The sequence below is a fragment of the Glycomyces salinus genome (assembly GCF_016428645.1).
Classification (GTDB): Bacteria; Actinomycetota; Actinomycetes; order Mycobacteriales; family Micromonosporaceae; genus Glycomyces; species Glycomyces salinus.
In genome coordinates this window covers 16,698-34,356 of record NZ_JAELXW010000060.1, presented here as the reverse complement: position 1 = coordinate 34,356, position 17,659 = coordinate 16,698, and the positions used below count along the sequence as shown (strand labels likewise).

The 17,659-nt window shown below is 69.0% G+C and carries 15 protein-coding genes and 2 pseudogenes; 5 read left to right on the top strand and 12 right to left on the bottom strand.

Annotated features, from left to right (window positions below; genetic code table 11):
* Nucleotides 1-165 precede the first annotated feature (165 nt).
* The 4 genes from JFB92_RS16575 to JFB92_RS16560 form a co-directional block, all read right to left on the bottom strand.
* The gene (locus JFB92_RS16575; protein ID WP_199041278.1) at nt 166-1,812 is read right to left on the bottom strand and encodes a serine/threonine protein kinase; all 1,647 of its coding nucleotides are present in this window, start codon (nt 1,810-1,812) and stop codon (nt 166-168) included.
* A gap of 119 nt (nt 1,813-1,931) precedes the next feature.
* Complete coding sequence (locus tag JFB92_RS16570; protein ID WP_199041275.1) at nt 1,932-2,393, bottom strand: hypothetical protein; 462 nt, start codon at nt 2,391-2,393, stop codon at nt 1,932-1,934.
* Between the two features lie 99 nt (nt 2,394-2,492).
* On the bottom strand, nt 2,493-2,960 hold the full coding sequence (locus JFB92_RS16565; protein ID WP_199041272.1) for a ribose-5-phosphate isomerase: 468 nt from the start codon (nt 2,958-2,960) through the stop codon (nt 2,493-2,495).
* 10 nt (nt 2,961-2,970) lie between these two features.
* Nucleotides 2,971-4,176 (bottom strand): DUF1015 family protein, encoded by a 1,206-nt coding sequence (locus JFB92_RS16560; RefSeq protein WP_199041269.1) that lies wholly within the window; start codon nt 4,174-4,176, stop codon nt 2,971-2,973.
* A 153-nt stretch (nt 4,177-4,329) separates the two neighbouring features.
* On the opposite strand from JFB92_RS16560, the pseudogene JFB92_RS26990 reads away from it, so the two are divergent.
* The 3 genes and pseudogenes from JFB92_RS26990 to JFB92_RS16545 form a co-directional block, all read left to right on the top strand.
* Nucleotides 4,330-5,514: pseudogene (locus JFB92_RS26990) on the top strand (nuclease/transposase family protein); the annotation flags it as partial.
* 256 nt (nt 5,515-5,770) lie between these two features.
* Entirely contained in the window at nt 5,771-8,314 is a 2,544-nt protein-coding gene (pepN, locus tag JFB92_RS16550) for an aminopeptidase N (protein WP_199041266.1), read from the top strand.
* A gap of 144 nt (nt 8,315-8,458) precedes the next feature.
* Nucleotides 8,459-9,376 (top strand): sigma-70 family RNA polymerase sigma factor, encoded by a 918-nt coding sequence (locus JFB92_RS16545; protein WP_199041263.1) that lies wholly within the window; start codon nt 8,459-8,461, stop codon nt 9,374-9,376.
* A 76-nt stretch (nt 9,377-9,452) separates the two neighbouring features.
* Here the strand turns inward: JFB92_RS16545 and JFB92_RS16540 are convergent.
* The 3 genes and pseudogenes from JFB92_RS16540 to JFB92_RS16530 all read right to left on the bottom strand — a co-directional run.
* Nucleotides 9,453-9,875 (bottom strand): annotated as a pseudogene (locus JFB92_RS16540) (DUF5130 family protein); the annotation flags it as partial.
* On the bottom strand, nt 9,862-10,137 hold the full coding sequence (gene ctaJ / locus JFB92_RS16535; protein ID WP_199041257.1) for an aa3-type cytochrome oxidase subunit CtaJ: 276 nt from the start codon (nt 10,135-10,137) through the stop codon (nt 9,862-9,864). The gene ctaJ and the pseudogene JFB92_RS16540, both read right to left, overlap by 14 nt.
* A gap of 494 nt (nt 10,138-10,631) precedes the next feature.
* Nucleotides 10,632-11,162, bottom strand: a complete 531-nt coding sequence (locus tag JFB92_RS16530) for an HNH endonuclease (protein ID WP_372451656.1) — start codon at nt 11,160-11,162, stop codon at nt 10,632-10,634.
* Between the two features lie 256 nt (nt 11,163-11,418).
* Between JFB92_RS16530 and JFB92_RS16525 the strand changes: the two genes are divergently transcribed.
* Nucleotides 11,419-12,411, top strand: coding sequence for a mechanosensitive ion channel family protein (locus tag JFB92_RS16525; RefSeq protein WP_199041251.1), 993 nt, complete (start codon nt 11,419-11,421; stop codon nt 12,409-12,411).
* 121 nt (nt 12,412-12,532) lie between these two features.
* Nucleotides 12,533-12,961, top strand: coding sequence for a globin (locus JFB92_RS16520; RefSeq protein WP_199041248.1), 429 nt, complete (start codon nt 12,533-12,535; stop codon nt 12,959-12,961).
* Nucleotides 12,962-12,991: 30 nt separating this feature from the next.
* Here JFB92_RS16520 and JFB92_RS16515 read toward each other — a convergent pair whose 3' ends face one another.
* The 5 genes from JFB92_RS16515 to ettA form a co-directional block, all read right to left on the bottom strand.
* Entirely contained in the window at nt 12,992-13,726 is a 735-nt protein-coding gene (locus JFB92_RS16515) for a hypothetical protein (protein ID WP_199041246.1), read from the bottom strand.
* A gap of 135 nt (nt 13,727-13,861) precedes the next feature.
* Nucleotides 13,862-14,617, bottom strand: a complete 756-nt coding sequence (locus JFB92_RS16510; RefSeq protein WP_199041244.1) for a type III secretion system chaperone family protein — start codon at nt 14,615-14,617, stop codon at nt 13,862-13,864.
* A 316-nt stretch (nt 14,618-14,933) separates the two neighbouring features.
* Nucleotides 14,934-15,494 (bottom strand): DUF8185 domain-containing protein, encoded by a 561-nt coding sequence (locus JFB92_RS16505; protein ID WP_199041243.1) that lies wholly within the window; start codon nt 15,492-15,494, stop codon nt 14,934-14,936.
* Nucleotides 15,482-15,883, bottom strand: a complete 402-nt coding sequence (locus tag JFB92_RS16500; protein WP_199041241.1) for an acyl-CoA thioesterase — start codon at nt 15,881-15,883, stop codon at nt 15,482-15,484. The genes JFB92_RS16505 and JFB92_RS16500 overlap by 13 nt, the downstream gene beginning before the upstream one ends.
* A gap of 2 nt (nt 15,884-15,885) precedes the next feature.
* Nucleotides 15,886-17,565: an energy-dependent translational throttle protein EttA gene (gene ettA, locus JFB92_RS16495; protein ID WP_199041239.1), complete on the bottom strand. Its 1,680-nt coding sequence runs from the start codon at nt 17,563-17,565 to the stop codon at nt 15,886-15,888.
* Nucleotides 17,566-17,659: the final 94 nt, after the last annotated feature.

Here is a 17,659-nt window from a genome sequence, read left to right as displayed (position 1 = left end):
TTAGCGAAGCGAAGAAATGGACACAACTTTTCGTTGCCCCCTCCTGACCGACGATAGCGGGCGGCCGCCAATGCGGACAGGGTGGGCTCGCTCGGAGAGCGATATCGAATGGAGATCCCCCGTCTTTTCCGTCAAATCGGGCGGATCCCTGGAGACGACAGGAGTTCAGTCGAATAGTCCTTCGAACCAGTCGGCTATCCCCGAGAACCAGTCCGCGGGGTCGAAGAGGTTGTCCACCCAGCCCCAGGACAGCTGGCTGATGTAGCTCATGCCGACCAGGAACAGGAACGCGCCGGTCAGCAGGTGCGCGAGCCGGGCCGATCGTCGCTTGGCCCCGAGCATCCGCCCCCAGAACATGCCCCCGGCGACTCGCAGCAGGAAGAACAGGCCGATCGCGACCGCCACGATCAGCAGGTACTCCATCGCATGCCGCTGGATCCCGTCGATTCCCCGCTGGACCGACAGCATCAGCCACATGATCAGGGAGAACAGGCCGCCGATGATGGAGAACTCCAGGCCCTTGGACAGGCTTCCGGGCGGTCCCAGCAGCGGGTGCTGCGGTTCGTCGTCGCGGCCGGGCTCGGGTTCGCGATGGCGGTCGTGCTCGGGGTGGTCGCCGTTGTGGTGGGACCGCTGAAGGTCTGCGGCGCGGCCTTGCTGGAAGTCGTTGTGGTCGCGGACGCGGACGCGCCCGGCGATCGGTTGCGGCCGCTCCCCCGCTCGGTCGGAGCTCGGGGCGGCGACGGGGGGCATGACCCTGGTGCCGCCGGGAGCCGACGGGAGCGGGGCGGCCATCGCCGGGCCGCCGGGGCCGCCGAGAATCCGAGTTGAGCGGTCGCCGAGGACTTGAGTCGCGGGGGCGCCGTTGGTGCCGGGGCCCCAGTCGACGCCGAGGTCCGGCAGGTTCGAGCGGGCGACCGCACCGGCCAGCTCGTTGATCCACCCAGGGAGTTCCTCGGTGCGGGGCCGGTTCCCCGGGTTGTCGTCCAGTGGCGCGGTCAGCAGGTCGCGGAGCGGCGGGTTGGACTCCAGCACGGGGTGGCGGCGGAGCCTGGCCCACGGGACCGAATCGGTGTGGCCGGGCGAGTCGGTGCGGGCGCTGGCGCCGGTGACCATGAAGAACGCGATCGAGCCGAAGCCGTGGACGTCGTAGGCGGGGCCGACGCGGCCCTCGTGGGCCTCCGGCCCGGCGGTCTCGCGGGTGTAGGCGATCGTGGTCAGGTGCGCCGGGGTGTAGTAGCGGGCGCCGGTGAAGTCGATGACCTTCGCGGCACCGTCTGGCCCGACGATGACGTTGGCGGGCTTGAGGTCCATGTGCAGGACCGGGTGGGCTCCGCTCGGGGGGTGGTGCATGGCCTGCATGACCTCGTGCACGGCCTTGAGAACGCGGACGGCGTCCACGCGGGCGATGCGCTGGCTCAGCAGCTGCCGCAGGTCGTGGCCGGGCAGGTACTCCAGAACCTGGAACGGCACGGGTTCGCCGGAGGCCAGCTGGTCGGCGCGGTGCGGCATCCGCCCATAGAATGCGTCGATGCGGCGGCAGATGGAGCCGACGTTGCGGGAGTGCAGGTCCATCAGGACCGCGTCGCCCTTGTCCCAGGAGCGGTACTGCTGCTCTCGCGGCTCGCCGGGGTTGAGCCGGAAGACCTTGACCGTCAGCGGCGTCGAGGAGATCCCGGCTGACAGGCGAACAGCCTGGTAGACATCGGCCTGGCCGCCGGAGCCGAGCATGCCGGTCAGCCGGTAGCTCTGCTCCGCTCCCGGTAGGGGATCAGCGGGGCCGCAGACGAGGTCGGCGGTGGCGTTCGTCATCGGGGCGCGGTTCCTTCACGAATGGAGTGTGTCGCCCTAGCGTACGCCGGGAGGCCAAGGCTCGCCGTCCTCGCCGGTCGGCCTGTTCCGATCGTCTCAGTGGGCAACCGCGCGCCGCGTCACCTGCTCCCCCACGGGCTGTCGCCCTGCTGGGGCGGGGAGGACGGGGACGGGCCGCCGGAGGGCTGGGCGCCGAATCCGGGGCCGGAGGGCTGTCCGTAGGAGCTGGAGGGCGGGGCGGGCGCGCGATCGGAGCCCATCGGCTCGAAGCCGACCCCTCCCGGTTGGGGCTGCTGGGGCGCGGCCGGCGGCTGCTCGGGGACCCGGTCGTAGGCGCCCATGGTCTGCGGGGCCGCCTGCGCGGCACCGGAGCCGCCGCGGCGCAGCGACCACAGCGCGGGAGAGAAGGCGATGGCGAGGATTCCGGTGATCATCGCCCACTGCTCGCGGGGCACTTCCGAACCGAAGAGGAAGGTGGTGTCGGCCCGGTTGTCCGTGACCGACTCGACGAGGAGGAGCACGGCCAAGAGGAGGAAGATCGCCTGGAGGAACTGCAGGATTACACGAAAACCTTTAGACATGCATTGACGCTACCAACACGTGTCCACTAACTCCAGATTCGCGACACCAACAGTTCGAAGCGATTCCGATACGCCGATCGCCCGGGCGATCGATGCGGTTCAGGGAATCTCGGGGAGCCGGTGCTCCCTCTCGTACTCCGAGAGCTGGTCGATGCGCCGCTGGTGGCGCTCGGCGCCGGAGAACGACTCGTCGACGAACGCGTCGACGAAGCTCGTCGACTCCTCCAGCGAGTGCATGCGCCCGCCGACGGCCACGACGTTGGCGTCGTTGTGCTGGCGGCCGAGCCTGGCGGTCTCGACGCTCCAGGCCAGCGCGGCCCGGCAGCCGGGGACCTTGTTGGCCGCGATCTGCTCGCCGTTGCCCGATCCGCCGATCACGACGCCCAGGCTGCCGGGGTCGGCGACGACCTTGGCGGCGGCGTTGAGGCAGAACGGCGGGTAGTCGTCCTCGGGGTCGAAGGCGGCCGGGCCCACGTCGACGACGTCGAAGCCGCGCTCGGCCAGGTGCTTGACCAGGTGCTCTTTGAGTTCGAACCCGGCGTGGTCGGAACCGAGATAAATGCGCACGACTCGTACCTTATTCCTTCGGAAGCTCGGCGATGGTCAGTCCGGCCCGCGCCTTGGGCACGAACCAGGTGGACTTGCGCGGCATCTTCAACCGCTGGAGGTTGACGTCGATGAAGTCCTCGACGGTGACCGGGGCGATGAGGATCGCCAAGTCGGCCTTGCCGGCGTCGACCTGCTCGGCGAGCCAGGAGGCGGAGTAGTCGCCGCCGACGTAGGTGATGCGCTTGTCGCCGGCGTCCCGGCCGAGGAGTCCGCCGAAGACCTCCTGCTCGACGCGGGTGTGGTCGAGCCGGTCGACCACCGTGCCCTCGATGTCGCCGAAGGCGATCTCCCAAGTGCGACCCTGCCCGTAGACGACGACCGTGCCGCCGGTCTCGGGGGTCTGGGGCGGGCCGTCGACCTCGGTGACGGTCGCGCCGATCTGCCCGATCTGCTCGACCAGCTGCGCGGCGGAGCCGGGCAGGCCGGCCACCAGGCGGTGGTAGGGCCGGATGACGACCGACCGCGGAGTGGTGATGACGGCCAGGAAACGGTCGAGCTTCCCGACCTGGGCGGCCAGGGAGCGGTGGTTGCCGTCGGCGACGATGAGGTCGCCGTCCCCGGCGAGCGCCGCCAGATCGGTGCCGGCCCGGCCGCCGATCGCCCAGATCTCGTGGGTGCGGCCGGCCTCGTCGACGTCGGAGGCGACCGGGTCGCCGGAGGCGGCGATCGCGTCGGCGACGGCGGCGTGGAGCTGGTCGCCCTTGCTGGACTGGAGCAGCAGGACCGGGCTGAGCAGGTGGTGCAGCCGCTGGTTGAGCTCGTTGCGCTGCTTGACCTTCTCGATGAAGACGTCCTCGTTGCGGATGACGCGGCCCGGCTCGTCGGCGGCCGAGGAGATCTCGGCGGTGTCGACCATGCAGAACACCCCGTAGGCGACCGGTTCGGCGCCGCCGGAGATGCGGTAGGCGACCGCGACGTCGCCGAAGGACGCGAAGCGTCCGGCTTCCTGGAGGGCGGCCAGCCGTTCAGCCGCGGCCGGAAGGGCCTGCTCGAAGCTCAGTCCGGCGGCGACGGCCTCGGGCGTGTGGGCGGGCATCTCGACGCCCAACACGCTCGCTGGGTTGGCCTCGACGATCCTGGTGATCTCGGATTCGTCGGGGAACTCGTCGTAGTTCTTCGCGCCCGTCCCACCGGTGGAGAGCCAGGCCTGCTCAATCGGGTGTGCTGCACTCACGCCGCAAGAGTAGTGGAGGCTCCGGCCCTGGCCGCGCGCGCCGAGGGGACTCCCGGGATATGACACACTTTTGACGTATCCGGACCCTGGGCCGCGTCGTCAACGGCCTTCATTCGTTGTACAAATGAACCATTGTTGCACGAGACATCGGACATGCAGATGAAGGTCACCCGTATCGCTTACTCAAGAGACCTCAACGCCAGGAAATATGGCGAGCTCGACGACCAGGCCCGGCGTTTGGGCAGCGTCCGCTCTTTGGTGTGGCGCCGGTTTGGGTCGGTGGCAGGTGTGGGCGTGTCGGATCGCGCGATCCGCGACCGTTGGATGCGGGACGGCACCGCCGAAACCTTTGGAGTGCTGGCCAATGCGTGGAAGGAAACTGTCCGAGATGCGGTAGCCGACATCAAAGTCCACCGTGAGTCCGCCAAGTCTCGTGTCCGTCGCGCTGTCTGGCGGCGCACCGACGACCCGGCGGCCCGGAAGCAAATGTTCACGGCATTGAAGTACGACGGCTGGGTGAACGATCCGTTTCTGCGGCGGATGATGCGCCGCTACTGCCATAGAGGCCGCAACCGTGTGGCGAACCAGATCGTGGTGCGGTCCGATCTCTACCGGACGTTCACCCTGACCGAAGGCGGCCAGGTGTGGCTTGCCGTCCCAGGCCTGGCGCGGCGCCGCTTGGTCTCAATCCCGCTCAACACGACGGTCGCTCCGACCGGGACTCTGCGACTGCTTCTGCGAAGCGGGAGGGTCGAGGTCCACTATGTGATCGATGCCGACACCATGAAGTCGTCGCAGCGTCCCCGTGGCACCGCATGGCTGGGTGTCGATAAGGGTTACACCGAAGTGTTCACCGACTCCGACGGTATGCACCACGGCACCGAACTGGGCGCACTGCTCACCGCGGAATCCGATCACCGCAGGGCAAAGAACTCCCGCCGCGCCAAGCTCCGCGCCCTGGCTGACAAGGCCGAGCAACGCGGTGACCTGGCCAAGGCACAGCTGATTCGTGATCACAACCTCGGTACCGTCAAGCGGGATCGCCGATCTGCCGCGTGGCAGCGCCATGTGCGTGATATCACTTTCAAAGCAGTACATGCGGTCGTAGACAAAGCCACTGTTGTGGTGGCCGAAGACCTCACCAAGACCTTCTCCAGCCGAAGGCGTCTGAGCAAGGACACCAACCGGCGCCTGGCGGCCTGGACCAAAGGCATCACCGCCGAGGCGCTGAACGACGTGTCGGGCCGTAGAGGTTCTGCGGTGCGGCTGGTCAACGCTGCCTATACCTCGCAAGTCATACCCTTTACAGACCTCCTTGGGGTACGTCGAGGGGACCGGCTTCACTGCACTGCGTGCGGGGCGGTATGGCAAGCCGATCATGCCGGAGCGATCAACGTCCTGAACCGAGTCGGAGACCCCGACATCTCCCTGCACACACCGCATGCGCGGGTGCGGCAGCTCCTTCAGGGACGGACCGATCGCCGACGGACCAGACTGCCGGTCCAGGACTCCAGCACTCGGCACTTGTGCCAGTGCGGAGAGCGAATCATCCGACCACGCTCGACTATGAGCAATGACTTAGGAAGCAGGCATTGTGGCGGCAACGCACATTCTCACGCGAGACGAGGCCCGGCGCCGCGCGGAGCTTCTCGACGTCGACTCCTACAAGGTGGAGCTCGACCTCAGCGGCCACGCAGAAGGCGACACCTTCTCCTCCCGCACCGCGGTGAAGTTCTCGTGCGCCGAACCGGGCGCGGAGACCTTCATCGAGATCGCCGCCGAACGGATCGAGGACGCCTGGCTGAACGGGGAGCCGGTGGACATCACCGGTTTCGACCCCAAGGCCGGCCTGCGGCTGCCGGGACTGGCGGCCGAGAACGAGGTCGTCGTCAACGCGATCTGCGCCTATTCGACCGACGGGCAGGGCCTCCACCGCATGACCGACCCGGTCGACAAGGAGACCTACCTTTACTCGCAGTTCGAGGTGGCCGACGCCCAGCGGGTCTACGCGTGCTTCGACCAGCCCGACCTCAAGGCGTCCTTCACATTCGAGGTGCGCGCCCCGGGACACTGGAAGGTGATCTCGAACATGCCGGCGGCCTCGGAGGAGCGGGTCGACGCGCTGGGGCTGAGGGTGACGCTGTTCGAGACCGCGCCGCGGATGAGCCCGTACGTGACCGCGATCTGCGCCGGCCCCTACCACGGGGTGTCCGAGACGCACGACGGCATCGAGCTGGGCCTGTACTGCCGCCAGTCAATGAAGGAGCACCTGGACCCCGAGGGGGTCTTCGAGATCACCCGCCAGGGCTTCGACCACTTCCACGCCAACTTCGGGATCCGCTACCCGCTGCCGAAGTACGACCAGGTCTTCGCGCCCGAGTACAACTTCGGGGCGATGGAGAACTTCGGGTGCATCACCATCGCAGAGGCGTCGTTCCTGTTCCGCAGTCAGGTCACCGACTTCGAGCTGGAGCAGCGGGCGAACGTGATCCTGCACGAGATGGCGCACATGTGGTTCGGCGACCTGGTCACGATGCGCTGGTGGGACGACCTGTGGCTGAACGAGTCGTTCGCGGAGTGGGCCAGCCACTGGGCGAACGTGGAGGCCACGCGCTTCTCGGGAGCGTGGACGACGTTCCTGTCGGCCCGGAAGAACTGGGGCTACGGGCAGGACCAGCAGCCGACCACGCACCCGGTGTACTCCGAGATGCCCGACACCGAGTCGGTGCAGGCCAACTTCGACGGCATCACCTACGCCAAGGGCGCGTCCATCCTCAAGCAGCTGGTGGCCTACGTCGGGATCCAGCCGTTTCTTTCCGGTCTGCGCTCCTACTTCCGCAAGCACGAGTTCGGCAACGCGGTCTTCTCGGACCTGCTGGGAGAGCTGGAGACCGCCAGCGGGAAGCCGCTGGCCGACTTCGCCGACACGTGGCTGCGCACGGCCGGGGTCTCGACCCTGCGGCCTGAGCTGGAGGTCGACGGCGAGGGCTCCTACGCTCGCGTGGCGGTGCGCCAGGAGGTCCCCGACGAGCACCCGACCGCCCGCACTCATCGCATTGCGATCGGCCTCTACGACCTCGACGGCGATGCGCTGGTGCGCCGCGACCGCGTCGAGGTCGACGTGGACGGCGAGCTCACCGAGGTGCCGGAGCTGGCCGGGGTCGCGCAACCGGACCTGCTGCTGCTCAACGACGACGACCTGACGTACGCGAAGCTGCGGTTGGACGAGCGCTCGCTGGAGACGGCCGTGGAGCACACCTCGGCGCTCGCCGACTCGCTGCCGCGGGCGCTGATCTGGGCCGCGGCCTGGGACATGCTGCGGGACGCCGAGCTGCCGGCGTCCCAGTTCGTCGCGCTGGGCTGCAAGAGCCTGCCCGACGAGTCCGACATCAACATCGTGACCGTCGCCCAGCGGCAGGTCGGCGGGGCGCTGGCCTACGCCGACCCGGCCGCGCGCGCCGACCTGCGCGAGCGGTGGGCGCGGGCCGCGGAAGGGGCGATGGCCTCGGCCGAGCCGGGCTCGGACCAGCAGCGGTCCTGGACGAAGGCCTACGCCTCGTCCTCGCGTTCGCAGGAGGACTTGGCGCGGCTGCGCGGCTGGCTGGAGGGCGCGGACGTGCCAGAGGGCCTGGCCGTCGACGCCGACCTGCGGTGGTCGCTGCTGACCGGGCTGGTCGCGGGCGGCGCGGCCGCCGAGGACGAGATCGACCGCGAGCTGGAGCGGGACGACACCGCCGACGGCAAGCGGCTGTCGTTCATCGCCCGCGCCGCGGTCCCCGACCCCGCGGCCAAGGAGCGCGCCTGGCAGCGGATCGTCGATCCTTCCACCGAGAACTACATCCGGCGCTCCTCGATGATGGGCTTCGGCCCGCTCGACCAGGCCGATCTGGTGCGCCCGTACCTGGGCGGCTACCTGGAGGCGGTCCCGGAGCTGTGGGAGAAGCTGGGCGCGCAGCAGGCCGTGGAGTTCTCGAAGCTGGCGTTCCCGTCGAACCTGATCGACGCGGACTCGCTGGCCGTGGTCGACGGCTGGCTGGCCGAGGACCGGCCTGCGCCGGTCAAGCGCGGCGTGGCCGAGGGCCGGGCCGACCTGGCTCGGGCGCTGGCCGGGCAGGAATGCGACCGGCGGGCCGCTTAGGAGTTCGTGCCTCGCGGGGCTTCGGGACGGCGGTCCCGGAGCCCCGAGCCCTGTTCGGGGCCATTGATAGGCTCTGCTTGCTCCATCAGTTGCGGCGATGTATGCGAGCCGTAAGCCAATTCTGCCAAGAAGGAGAAAGCGGTCTTGTCTGCGCTTTTGCCGGTGGTCGTGATAAGCGCCACCGTGGTGGCTCTGTTCGGGATCGTGCTGCCGCTGCTGCTGCTCGGTCCCCTGATGGCCTCGCGGTCCCGCCCCCAGCCGCAGCAGCTGCTGTTCGCGGTCGTGCTCCTCATTCCCACCGTCGCGATCGGCGCGGTGTTCCTGTCGTGGTGGGCGGTGTCGTGGCTGGAGTCGACGGAGGCGCCCTCGCCGATGCTGGTCGGGATCTCGCTGGTCGCGGCGTCCACGGTCGGGCTTTTGGCGCCGCTGCGCCTGCCGGGCCAGACCGGTCCGTTCTGGCTCAAGCCGCTGCTGGGGTTCTCGGCAGGTGTGCTGGTGCCGGTGGCGGTCATGGAGAGCATCGTGATCGAGCTGCATCCGGTCGCGGGCATGGCCGTCGGCGTGGTCGTGCTCGGGGTGCTCATCGCGGTCTTCCGCATCGTCGGCCGCCCGCTGGCGGCCCGGCGGCAGGCCAAGCAGGTGCGCGGCGCGGTGGGGCGGTTCGAGGGCCAGCTGGTGGACCTGACCGACGAGGCGTGGCATCTGGTGGGGGCCAGGGGCGACTCGAACCGGATCGTCCTGCGTTACAACGGCGAGGTCGAGGGCAAGAAGCTCGGGGCGGAGCTGCTGCTGGCCCGGGACATGGACTGGGTGCCGGTCGCCAAGGAGAACGAGGCGGCGGTGTTCGAGCTGGCGCGGGGCCTGGGCGGGCAGCCGACCGAGGCGGTGCTGGCGCAGAAGGAGCTGGGCACTCCGGCGACGCTGACACTGCGGATCCCGGGTACTACGGTGCTGTCGATCCGGGAGACGGTGGCCGATTCGCTGTCGTGGGTCGAGTTCGTCTCCAAGCTGGAGCTGACCGACGCGCCGGGGCTGCTGGACCGGCAGATGCCCGAGCGGTAGGGGCGAACAGACAGCGGCGCCGGCCGGGCCGAAGCCCGACCGGCGTTCTCATACGCTGTCGCGGTAACGCGCCGCGGGCGGTCTCGGCGAGCATCCGCAGGCCGGTGACGACGCCCTCGGCGAGGTTTCCGGCTCCGAAGGCCGCTTCCATGGAGAAGACCACCAGGGCCGCAGAGCGGTCCGGGATCTTGTCCTGGGCGAGCTTGCCGGTCACGATCTCCAGTTTGCGCTGCTCGGGCGAGACGGCGATCAGCACCGACTTGTCGGGGTCGGACAGGCGGTCGTGCATCGTCTCGGCGGCGCCGCGCACCGGGTCGTGCAGCGGGCCCACGTAGACGCTGTAGTGGAGTCCGCCACCGTCGCGCTCGGCGGCGGTGAGGGCCTCGTCCAGGTGCAGCAGCTCCTTGACGTCGAAGGGCCCTTCGAGGACCTCGGGCTGGACGCCCTCGGGGCTCCGGTCGTCCGCCGTGCGGCGGGCCACGTCGTTACCAGCTGCCATGGGCGCCTCCCTTGGGTCCGCCGGCGAACGCTTCGTCGCCGCTTTCTGATGACTCGATGGCCGCCGCCGCGGGGGCGGCGTCGCCGACCGCGCCATCTCGGGCGATGAACCACACCGGCTTGAAGTCGTAGGGCTGGCCGGGGCGGTAGCGCGACTGCGGCCGCGGGTGCCGCAGGAAGACCGCGGCGAAGACCGCGATCACGACCAGGATCGGGACGCCGAACAAGATCAGCAGCTCCTGGAGGACCGTCAAGTTGGTCATCGGTTGTTGCGCCTGGAGACTCCGACCCTCGGGCCGGTGAGGTAGGGCGCGGCCCCCTTTCTTCTCTTGGGAAGGCGACCTCACGTGGGAGGTACTTCTCAGAGTCGTACAATTGTGGCGGTCGCTCCGCGAAAACCAAGCATTGCGACCTTACCGCCGGGCTGGCGGGATGTGCAGCCTGTGGAGGCCACGTAAGACCTCCGGACTTCGGTTCGGTGGCGGTCACCATCGAAGCAGGAAAACCGATCGGGTGACCGGTCGGAGTTCCCTCCCCTCCGGGAGGGGAAGAAGTCAAATTGCTCCCACAGATACAGGCACAACGTGACATCCGGTACTCAGCCTAGTCCAGATCGGGTCTTCGAAGATCCGCAGGCGGTGGCAAGGTGCGTTCAGTCGCACACGACCCGGGTCCAGCTTGGGGATGCAGCGAGCCCGCCGGCGAGAACTTCCGTCGGCGGGCTTGCACCCGATGTCTTGCGCTGTGCGGGGGAGGGTCAGGCGATTCTCGGCCTGTGGTTGTGGCGACGCTGGGGGAGCCACGCCTCCCAGGCCGGATCGGGGCGGCGCTGCCCGCGGAAGCCCCGCAGCTGCCATCCCGAGGGGGGCCTGGGGGCGCGCGGCAGTCTCCAACCGAGTTCGGCGAGCGTGCGGTCGCTTTTGCGGTGGTTGCAGGGGGCGCAGGCGGCGACGACGTTGTCCCAGGTGTGGGTGCCTCCTCGGGAGCGCGGGATCACGTGGTCGATGGTCTCCGCCGATGATCCGCAGTAGACGCAGCGCCAGTCGTCGCGGACGAACACGCCGCGCCGGGAGGGGCTGGAGCCGACCTGCCTGGGGATCGACACGTACCGGTTGAGGCGCACGACGGCGGGGACGGGGATGTTCATCGTCTCGCTGCGAAGAAAACCGTCACCGGGGGCGACGGTCTCTGCCTTGCGGGTGAGCAGCAGCACTGCCGCCCGTTTCACCGGGACCACGCAAAGCGGCTCATAACTCTGGTTCAAAACAAGCGCCGAGCCTAGGGCCACGGCGTTGTGAGTGAACAGATTCGTATGGGCACTTGGGGAAGGATCATCGCTGTCGGGAGCCTTCCTATGTCGAGGACGTATCACGGTGTCTAACCTCCAAGCCATCGGTCTCGTCAAGTTTGACCTAAATCTCAAGAAATTGCACCCCGGTTCCGTGGGATCTTCGGTGACGAGGGAATATCGTCTCTTCGAACGGCCGTTGACGACCGGTTTCGGCCGACTATGACCGCCGTTGCCGAGCACGGAAGGACGCACGTTGGAACTGCTGGCCGCCACCGAAGACTCGCCCTGCGAGGGCGGGTTCAACTCCTGCTCGCTGCTGTGGCGGATCACCGACAACGCGGGCCTGGCGTCAGACGGGGGCGGGGTGGTCGACCGGATTCTCCAGGTGCTGCTGATCATCGTGACCGCGCTGGTGCTGCGCTGGCTGGTGAACCGGTCGATCGCCAAGATCATCAAGCGGGCCACGACGGTGAGGGGACCGCAGGGGATCAGCGACCTGGCCGAGCGGCTCTCGGCCTCGTCGTCGCGGCGGGAATCGCTCGTCGGGGACCGGACCGCGCAGCGGGCCGAGACGCTCACCAGCGTGCTCCAGCACATCGCCTCGATCGTGATCTGGTCGGTTGCGTTCATGCTGGTGCTCAGCGTGTTCGAGGTGAACCTGGCGCCGATACTGGCCAGCGCGGGGATCGCGGGCGTCGCGATCGGCTTCGGGGCGCAGAACCTGGTGCAGGACTACCTGGCGGGGATCTTCATCCTGGTGGAAGACCAGTACGGAGTCGGCGACTGGGTGGACGTGGGCGACGCCGCCGGCGAAGTGGTGGACATGGGCCTGCGGGTGACGACGCTGCGGGCGCTGGACGGCACACTGTGGTACGTGCGCAACGGCCAGATCCTGCGAGTGGGGAACTCGAGCCAGAGCTGGGCGTTCGTGGTGGTGGACACGCCGCTGCCGCCGAACGTCGACGTCGACCTGGCCGGGGAGAAGATCATCGAGGCCGCGCAGGCGTTCGCCGCCGACGAGCAGTGGAGCCGGTCCGTGCTCGCCGAACCTGAGTATCTCGGTCCGACCGAGATGACGATCGACCAGATCATGGTGCGGCTGGGGGTGCGGACGGTCAGCGACGAGCAGTGGGCGGCGGGCCGGGAGCTGCGGCGACGCATCAGCGAGTCGCTGCGCGAGGCGGGGATCTCGACCTCGGGTGCGCGGGTGTACGTGCCGCGGGAATCGGCCGGTCCGAACGCGTAAGGCGCGCCCAACGGGGACGACCGGTGGGAATCGGGCGTTTTCTGAGTGATCTCGGGCGCATTCGGTGTGACGCGGGTCGGATTGGGTTCCCAGTCGGTGCGCATCAGGGCACGATGGATAGATGCCTTCTGATAGCCCGCGCTCGGTCGTGCCTTTGACCCCGACCGGCCAGCCCGCCCCGACCCAGTCGTTCTACGAGGCCGTGGGCGGCAGCGAGACCTTCGAGCGCCTGACCGACGCCTTCTATGAGCAGGTCGCCGACGACCAGGTCCTGCGCCCGCTCTACCCCGAGGAGGACCTGGCCCCGGCCGCGCGGCGGCTGCGTATGTTCCTGGAGCAGTACTGGGGCGGCCCCCACGCCTACTCCGAGGAGCGCGGCCACCCGCGCCTGCGGATGCGCCACGCCCCCTATACGATCGGCGAACGCGAACGCGACGCGTGGCTGCGCTGCATGCGCCACGCGATGGACACCGTGGCGCTCCCGCCCGAGTACGACAAGGCCATGTGGGAGTACATGGAGCGCGCCGCGGATTTCATGCGGAACGCCTGACGTTCCCGCGCCGCGTCCGGCGGTCCGGGATCAGGTCGTGCACTGCTCCTGGGCCTCCAGGTACAGCTCATTCTGCTCGATTCCCCACTCGAGGTACTCGTCGTCGGTGAGCAGGTCCTCGAAGTTCTCGGCGTTGGGGTCGAGGTCGCCCTCGTACTCGTGGTCGTCCCATTCCTCGAAGGCCTCGGCGCACGCGCTGAACTGGTCGGAGACGTCCTGGAGGTCGGCGAGGCTGTCGCTCAGGCCTTCGTTGGTCTGCTCGAGCTCCTCCTTGGAGGCTTCGAGTTCGGTGATCTGGTCGGCCTGGTCGGAGGATTCCCCCGACTTCTGGACGAACAGGACCGCCAAGACGACCGCGGCGACACCGAGGATCGAGGCCAGGACGGCCAGGCCGATCAACCCGCCGCGCCGGGGCTTGGGCGGCGGAGGCGGCATGGGGATCGCGCCGGTGTTCATCGGGCCGGTGGGAGGCATCGGGCCGGCGGGGGGCATCGGCGGCGCCTGGGCGTACTGCTGCTGGGGCTGCTGCGGCTGGGTCGGCGGCGGAGTCATCGCGGGCGGGGCGGCCTGGGGCGAGGGCGACTGCGCGGGCCGGGGGTCGGGCGAGGGGGGCATCGCTCCGAGCGGCGCGGGCGAGGCCGGCGGCGCACCCTGCGGTTCGGGACCGGCCGCGGGCGGCTGCGCCGGGGCCGCTTCGCCGGGAGGCCCGGCGTCGGGCCCCGGGTACTGCTGCGGGCGCTGTTCTTCCGGGGGGATGGAAGTCATGGGGAGCTCCAGGGGTCGATCGTTCAGTCGAGGCACCTGAATGATACCCATGGGCGGCTCGCCGCGCCGTCCCTCGATGTGGGAGAGCTGCGGCGATCCACGCCACATCCATCCATACCGGACGGACTTTCGGGGCTAGAGCAGCTCTCCTTCGAGCCACTCGACGAACGTGCCGGAAATGGCGGTGCCGCAGTCGATCAGCTCTTCGAGCAGCGCGTCGGTGATGCCGGGGCGGACCGGTACCTGGATCTCGCCGAAGACCGGCAGCGCGCCGGACTCGGTCGGCTCGCCGAGGTAGGCCTTGAGGAACCGGCGGGTCCGGTTCCACTCGTTCATGGCCGCGAAGCCGCGCTCGGCCCATTCGCGGGGAACGGTCTGGTAGGCGCGGGCGCGCAGCACGAGGATGTCGCGCTCGGGGCCTTCGGCGCGCATCTGGACGATGTGGCGCTCCCACAGGGCCACGATCCCGCCGTTCTCGTCGACCAGGTAGCGGATCTCGAGGTTTTTCAGCGCGGCCACGATCCGGTCGTGGTCCAGCGGCGCGGGCTCGTCGCGGGCTCCGGCGGCGATCGATTCGAGGTCGGCGACGAACTCGGGGTCGATCTCCTCCAGGTCGCTCTTGATCAGGTGCCAGCGGTCGACCTCGGAGATCTGCTCCCGGGCCGGGCCGAAGGAGAGCTGTTCGGCGGCCGCGTGCGCGAACTCCGATTCGGGTTCGGACATGGCGAAATCGGGGGAGTCGGTGCGAGGCGCCGGCACCGCGTTCGGCTGGCTGCCGCGGGCCTGCGCCCGGTCGGCGGCCTCGCCGAGTTCACCGTCGCTCTCTGAGAGCGGCTCGGTGAAAGCCTCGTCTTTGGAGTCGCGCTTCCTGCTGCTGCGCCACCATGCCATATTCGTCGTCCGCCTTTCCCACCCAAAATGCGAATCACCGGCAGTAGTTGGGTTAAACGTTGGCCGTCCGGCTTGCTGGACTTACCCGGATATGCGCTGTTCGCGCTTTGCCAAGTTACGTCCCGTAACGCTGAGCAGCCTAGGACTTGGGACCGACATTGCACAACCGTCAGTCATTCCTGTCCAAAAGTATGAGGCCTCGCGCACACGTTCGCAGGCGCTGGGCCTGACTGTCACCCGTCTCATACGTCGGTGGCGAGAATCGGCCCATGAAGCCCCCGCTACGTCGGGTATCCGTCAGTGTCGGGATCGGCCTTCAGAGCAGGGGCAGGCCGCGTTCGCGTTCCCAGACTACGCCATAAGTGGCCGCCAGACCGACGCGGTTGCCGGCGCGGAGCACCCTCACCGGGTCCTCTCCGAGGAAGCCCATGCGCATCAGCGCCGCCACGAGCCGGAACTGGACGGGATACTCGGCGTCGCCGCGCTCGACGCGCACGGCGACGTGGTCGAGCATCGCGTCCCGCAGGCGGCGGTCGCCGACGCCCTGGCCCCGCCGGGCCCGGATCGCGTCGGCGGCCTGGCGGTCGAGCCTGGCGACCTCGGGGGCCGGCAGGGACTCGATCGTCTCCCAGTCGCCGCGGGGCAGCCGCCCGCGCCACTCCCCTGCCGGGTCCGCGTCCCGCAGGCCCTCGCCGAGGTCGGCGGCCCGGAAGACGCCGTCGGGGAAGTCCCCGGCGAGTTCGCGGCAGGCCAGCACTCCGAACGGCAGGAGGGCCCACAGGCGCCCGTCCCGGACGAGCACGGGCGCGGCGGAGTCGAGGCGCGCGACGCGCGCGGCGAAGGCGGCGTCGTCGGCGGCGAGCCCTAGGCTTCCCATTGCCGCAGGAAGTCCCGCTCGGGGTCGGTGAGGCGGCGGGGACGGCCCTCGTCGACGTCGTAGGGCACCAGGACCGACTTGGCCCGCGCGCACATCTTGTCGTCGGCGTGGATCTCGTAGGAGACGGTGAACGAGGCGTTGCCGATCCGCTCGATCCACAGCTCCACCCTGGCCTCGGCCGGCACGGTGACCGGCAGCAGGAAGTCGATCTCGTGCCGGGCGACCACGATGCCCTCGCGGAAGCCGGCCAGGCCGGCCTCGCCGGCGGCGCCGAACATCAGCGCCACGCGGGCCTCTTCGAGCAGCACCAGGTACTGGTTGTTGTTGACGTGGCCGAACGCGTCCATGTCCGACCAGCGCAGGGCCACGTCCACCGAGAAGCGGGCCATCCTCAGTCCCTGGTGAGCTTGCGGTGGGTGACCCGGTGGGGCTTGGCCGCGTCGGGGCCGAGCCGCTCGATCTTGTTCTTCTCGTAGGAGTCGAAGTTGCCCTCGAACCAGAACCAGCGGGGCTCGCCGTGCTCGTCCACGCCCTCCCAGGCCAGGATGTGGGTGGCGACGTGGTCGAGGAAGGCCCGGTCGTGGCTGATGACCACGGCGCAGCCGGGGAACTCCAGCAGGGCGTTCTCCAGGCTCGAGAGCGTCTCGACGTCGAGGTCGTTGGTCGGCTCGTCGAGCAGGAGGACGTTGCCGCCCTCCTTGAGCGTCAGCGCCAGGTTGAGGCGGTTGCGCTCGCCGCCGGAGAGGACCTTGGTGGGCTTCTGCTGGTCGGGGCCCTTGAAGCCGAAGGCGGCCAGGTAGGCGCGCGAGGGCATCTCGACCTTGCCGACCATGATGTAGTCGAGGCGGTCGGAGACGACCTCCCAGACGGTCTGGTCGCCGTTGAGGCCCTCGCGGCCCTGGTCGACGTAGGAGAGCTGGACGGTCGGGCCGATGCCGACCTCGCCGGAGTCGGGCTTCTCCAGGCCCACGATGGTCTTGAACAGCGTGGTCTTGCCGACGCCGTTGGGCCCGATGATGCCGATGATGCCGTTGCGGGGCAGGTTGAAGTCCAGGCCGTTGATCAGGGTCTCGCCGTCGAAGCCCTTGTGAAGGTCCTTGACCTCGATGACCGAGTTGCCCAGGCGCGGGCCCGGCGGGATCTGGATCTCCTCGAAGTCGAGCTTGCGGGTCTTCTCGGCCTCGGCGGCCATCTCCTCGTAGCGGCCCAGGCGGGCCTTGGACTTGGTCTGGCGGCCCTTGGCGTTGGAGCGGACCCACTCGAGCTCGTCCTTGAGGCGCTTCTGGAGCTTGGAGTCCTTGCGGCCCTCCACCTTCATGCGCTCGGCCTTCTTCTCGAGGTAGGTGGTGTAGTTGCCCTCGTAGGGGTAGGTCCGGCCGCGGTCGAGCTCGAGGATCCACTCGGCGACGTTGTCCAGGAAGTACCTGTCGTGGGTGATGGCGATGACGGCACCGGGGTAGGCGGCCAGGTGCCGCTCGAGCCAGAGCACGCTCTCGGCGTCGAGGTGGTTGGTGGGCTCGTCGAGCAGCAGCAGGTCGGGCTGCTCGAGCAGGAGCTTGCAGAGGGCGACGCGGCGCCGCTCGCCTCCGGAGAGGATGGTGACCGCCGAGTCCCCGGGCGGGCAGCGCAGGGCGTCCATGGCCTGCTCGATGCGAGAGTCGATCTCCCAGGCATTCGCGGCGTCGAGCTCCTCCTGGAGGCGGCCCATCTCGGCCATCAGCTCGTCGGTGTAGTCGGTGGCCATCTCGGCGGCGACCTCGTTGAAGCGGTCCATCTTCGCCTGGATGGGGGCCACGGCCTCCTGGACGTTCTCCATGACGGTCTTGGACTCGTCCAGCGGCGGCTCCTGGGCCAGCATGCCGACGGTGGCGCCGGGCGCGAGCTTGGCGTCGCCGTTGGAGACCTGGTCCTGCCCGGCCATGATCCGGAGCAGGCTCGACTTGCCGGCGCCGTTCGGGCCGACCACGCCGATCTTGGCACCAGGCAGGAAGTACAAGGTCACATCGTCGAGGACGACCTTGTCGCCGTGCGCCTTGCGAGCCTTCTCCATGGTGTAAATGAACTGCGCCACACTGATCCCTCAACGTCACTCGATATCGATCCGCTCAATGATGTCAAGCCCCTCCCCATTCCCGCCATTCGGGCTCGCCCGGGGGCTGATGCGT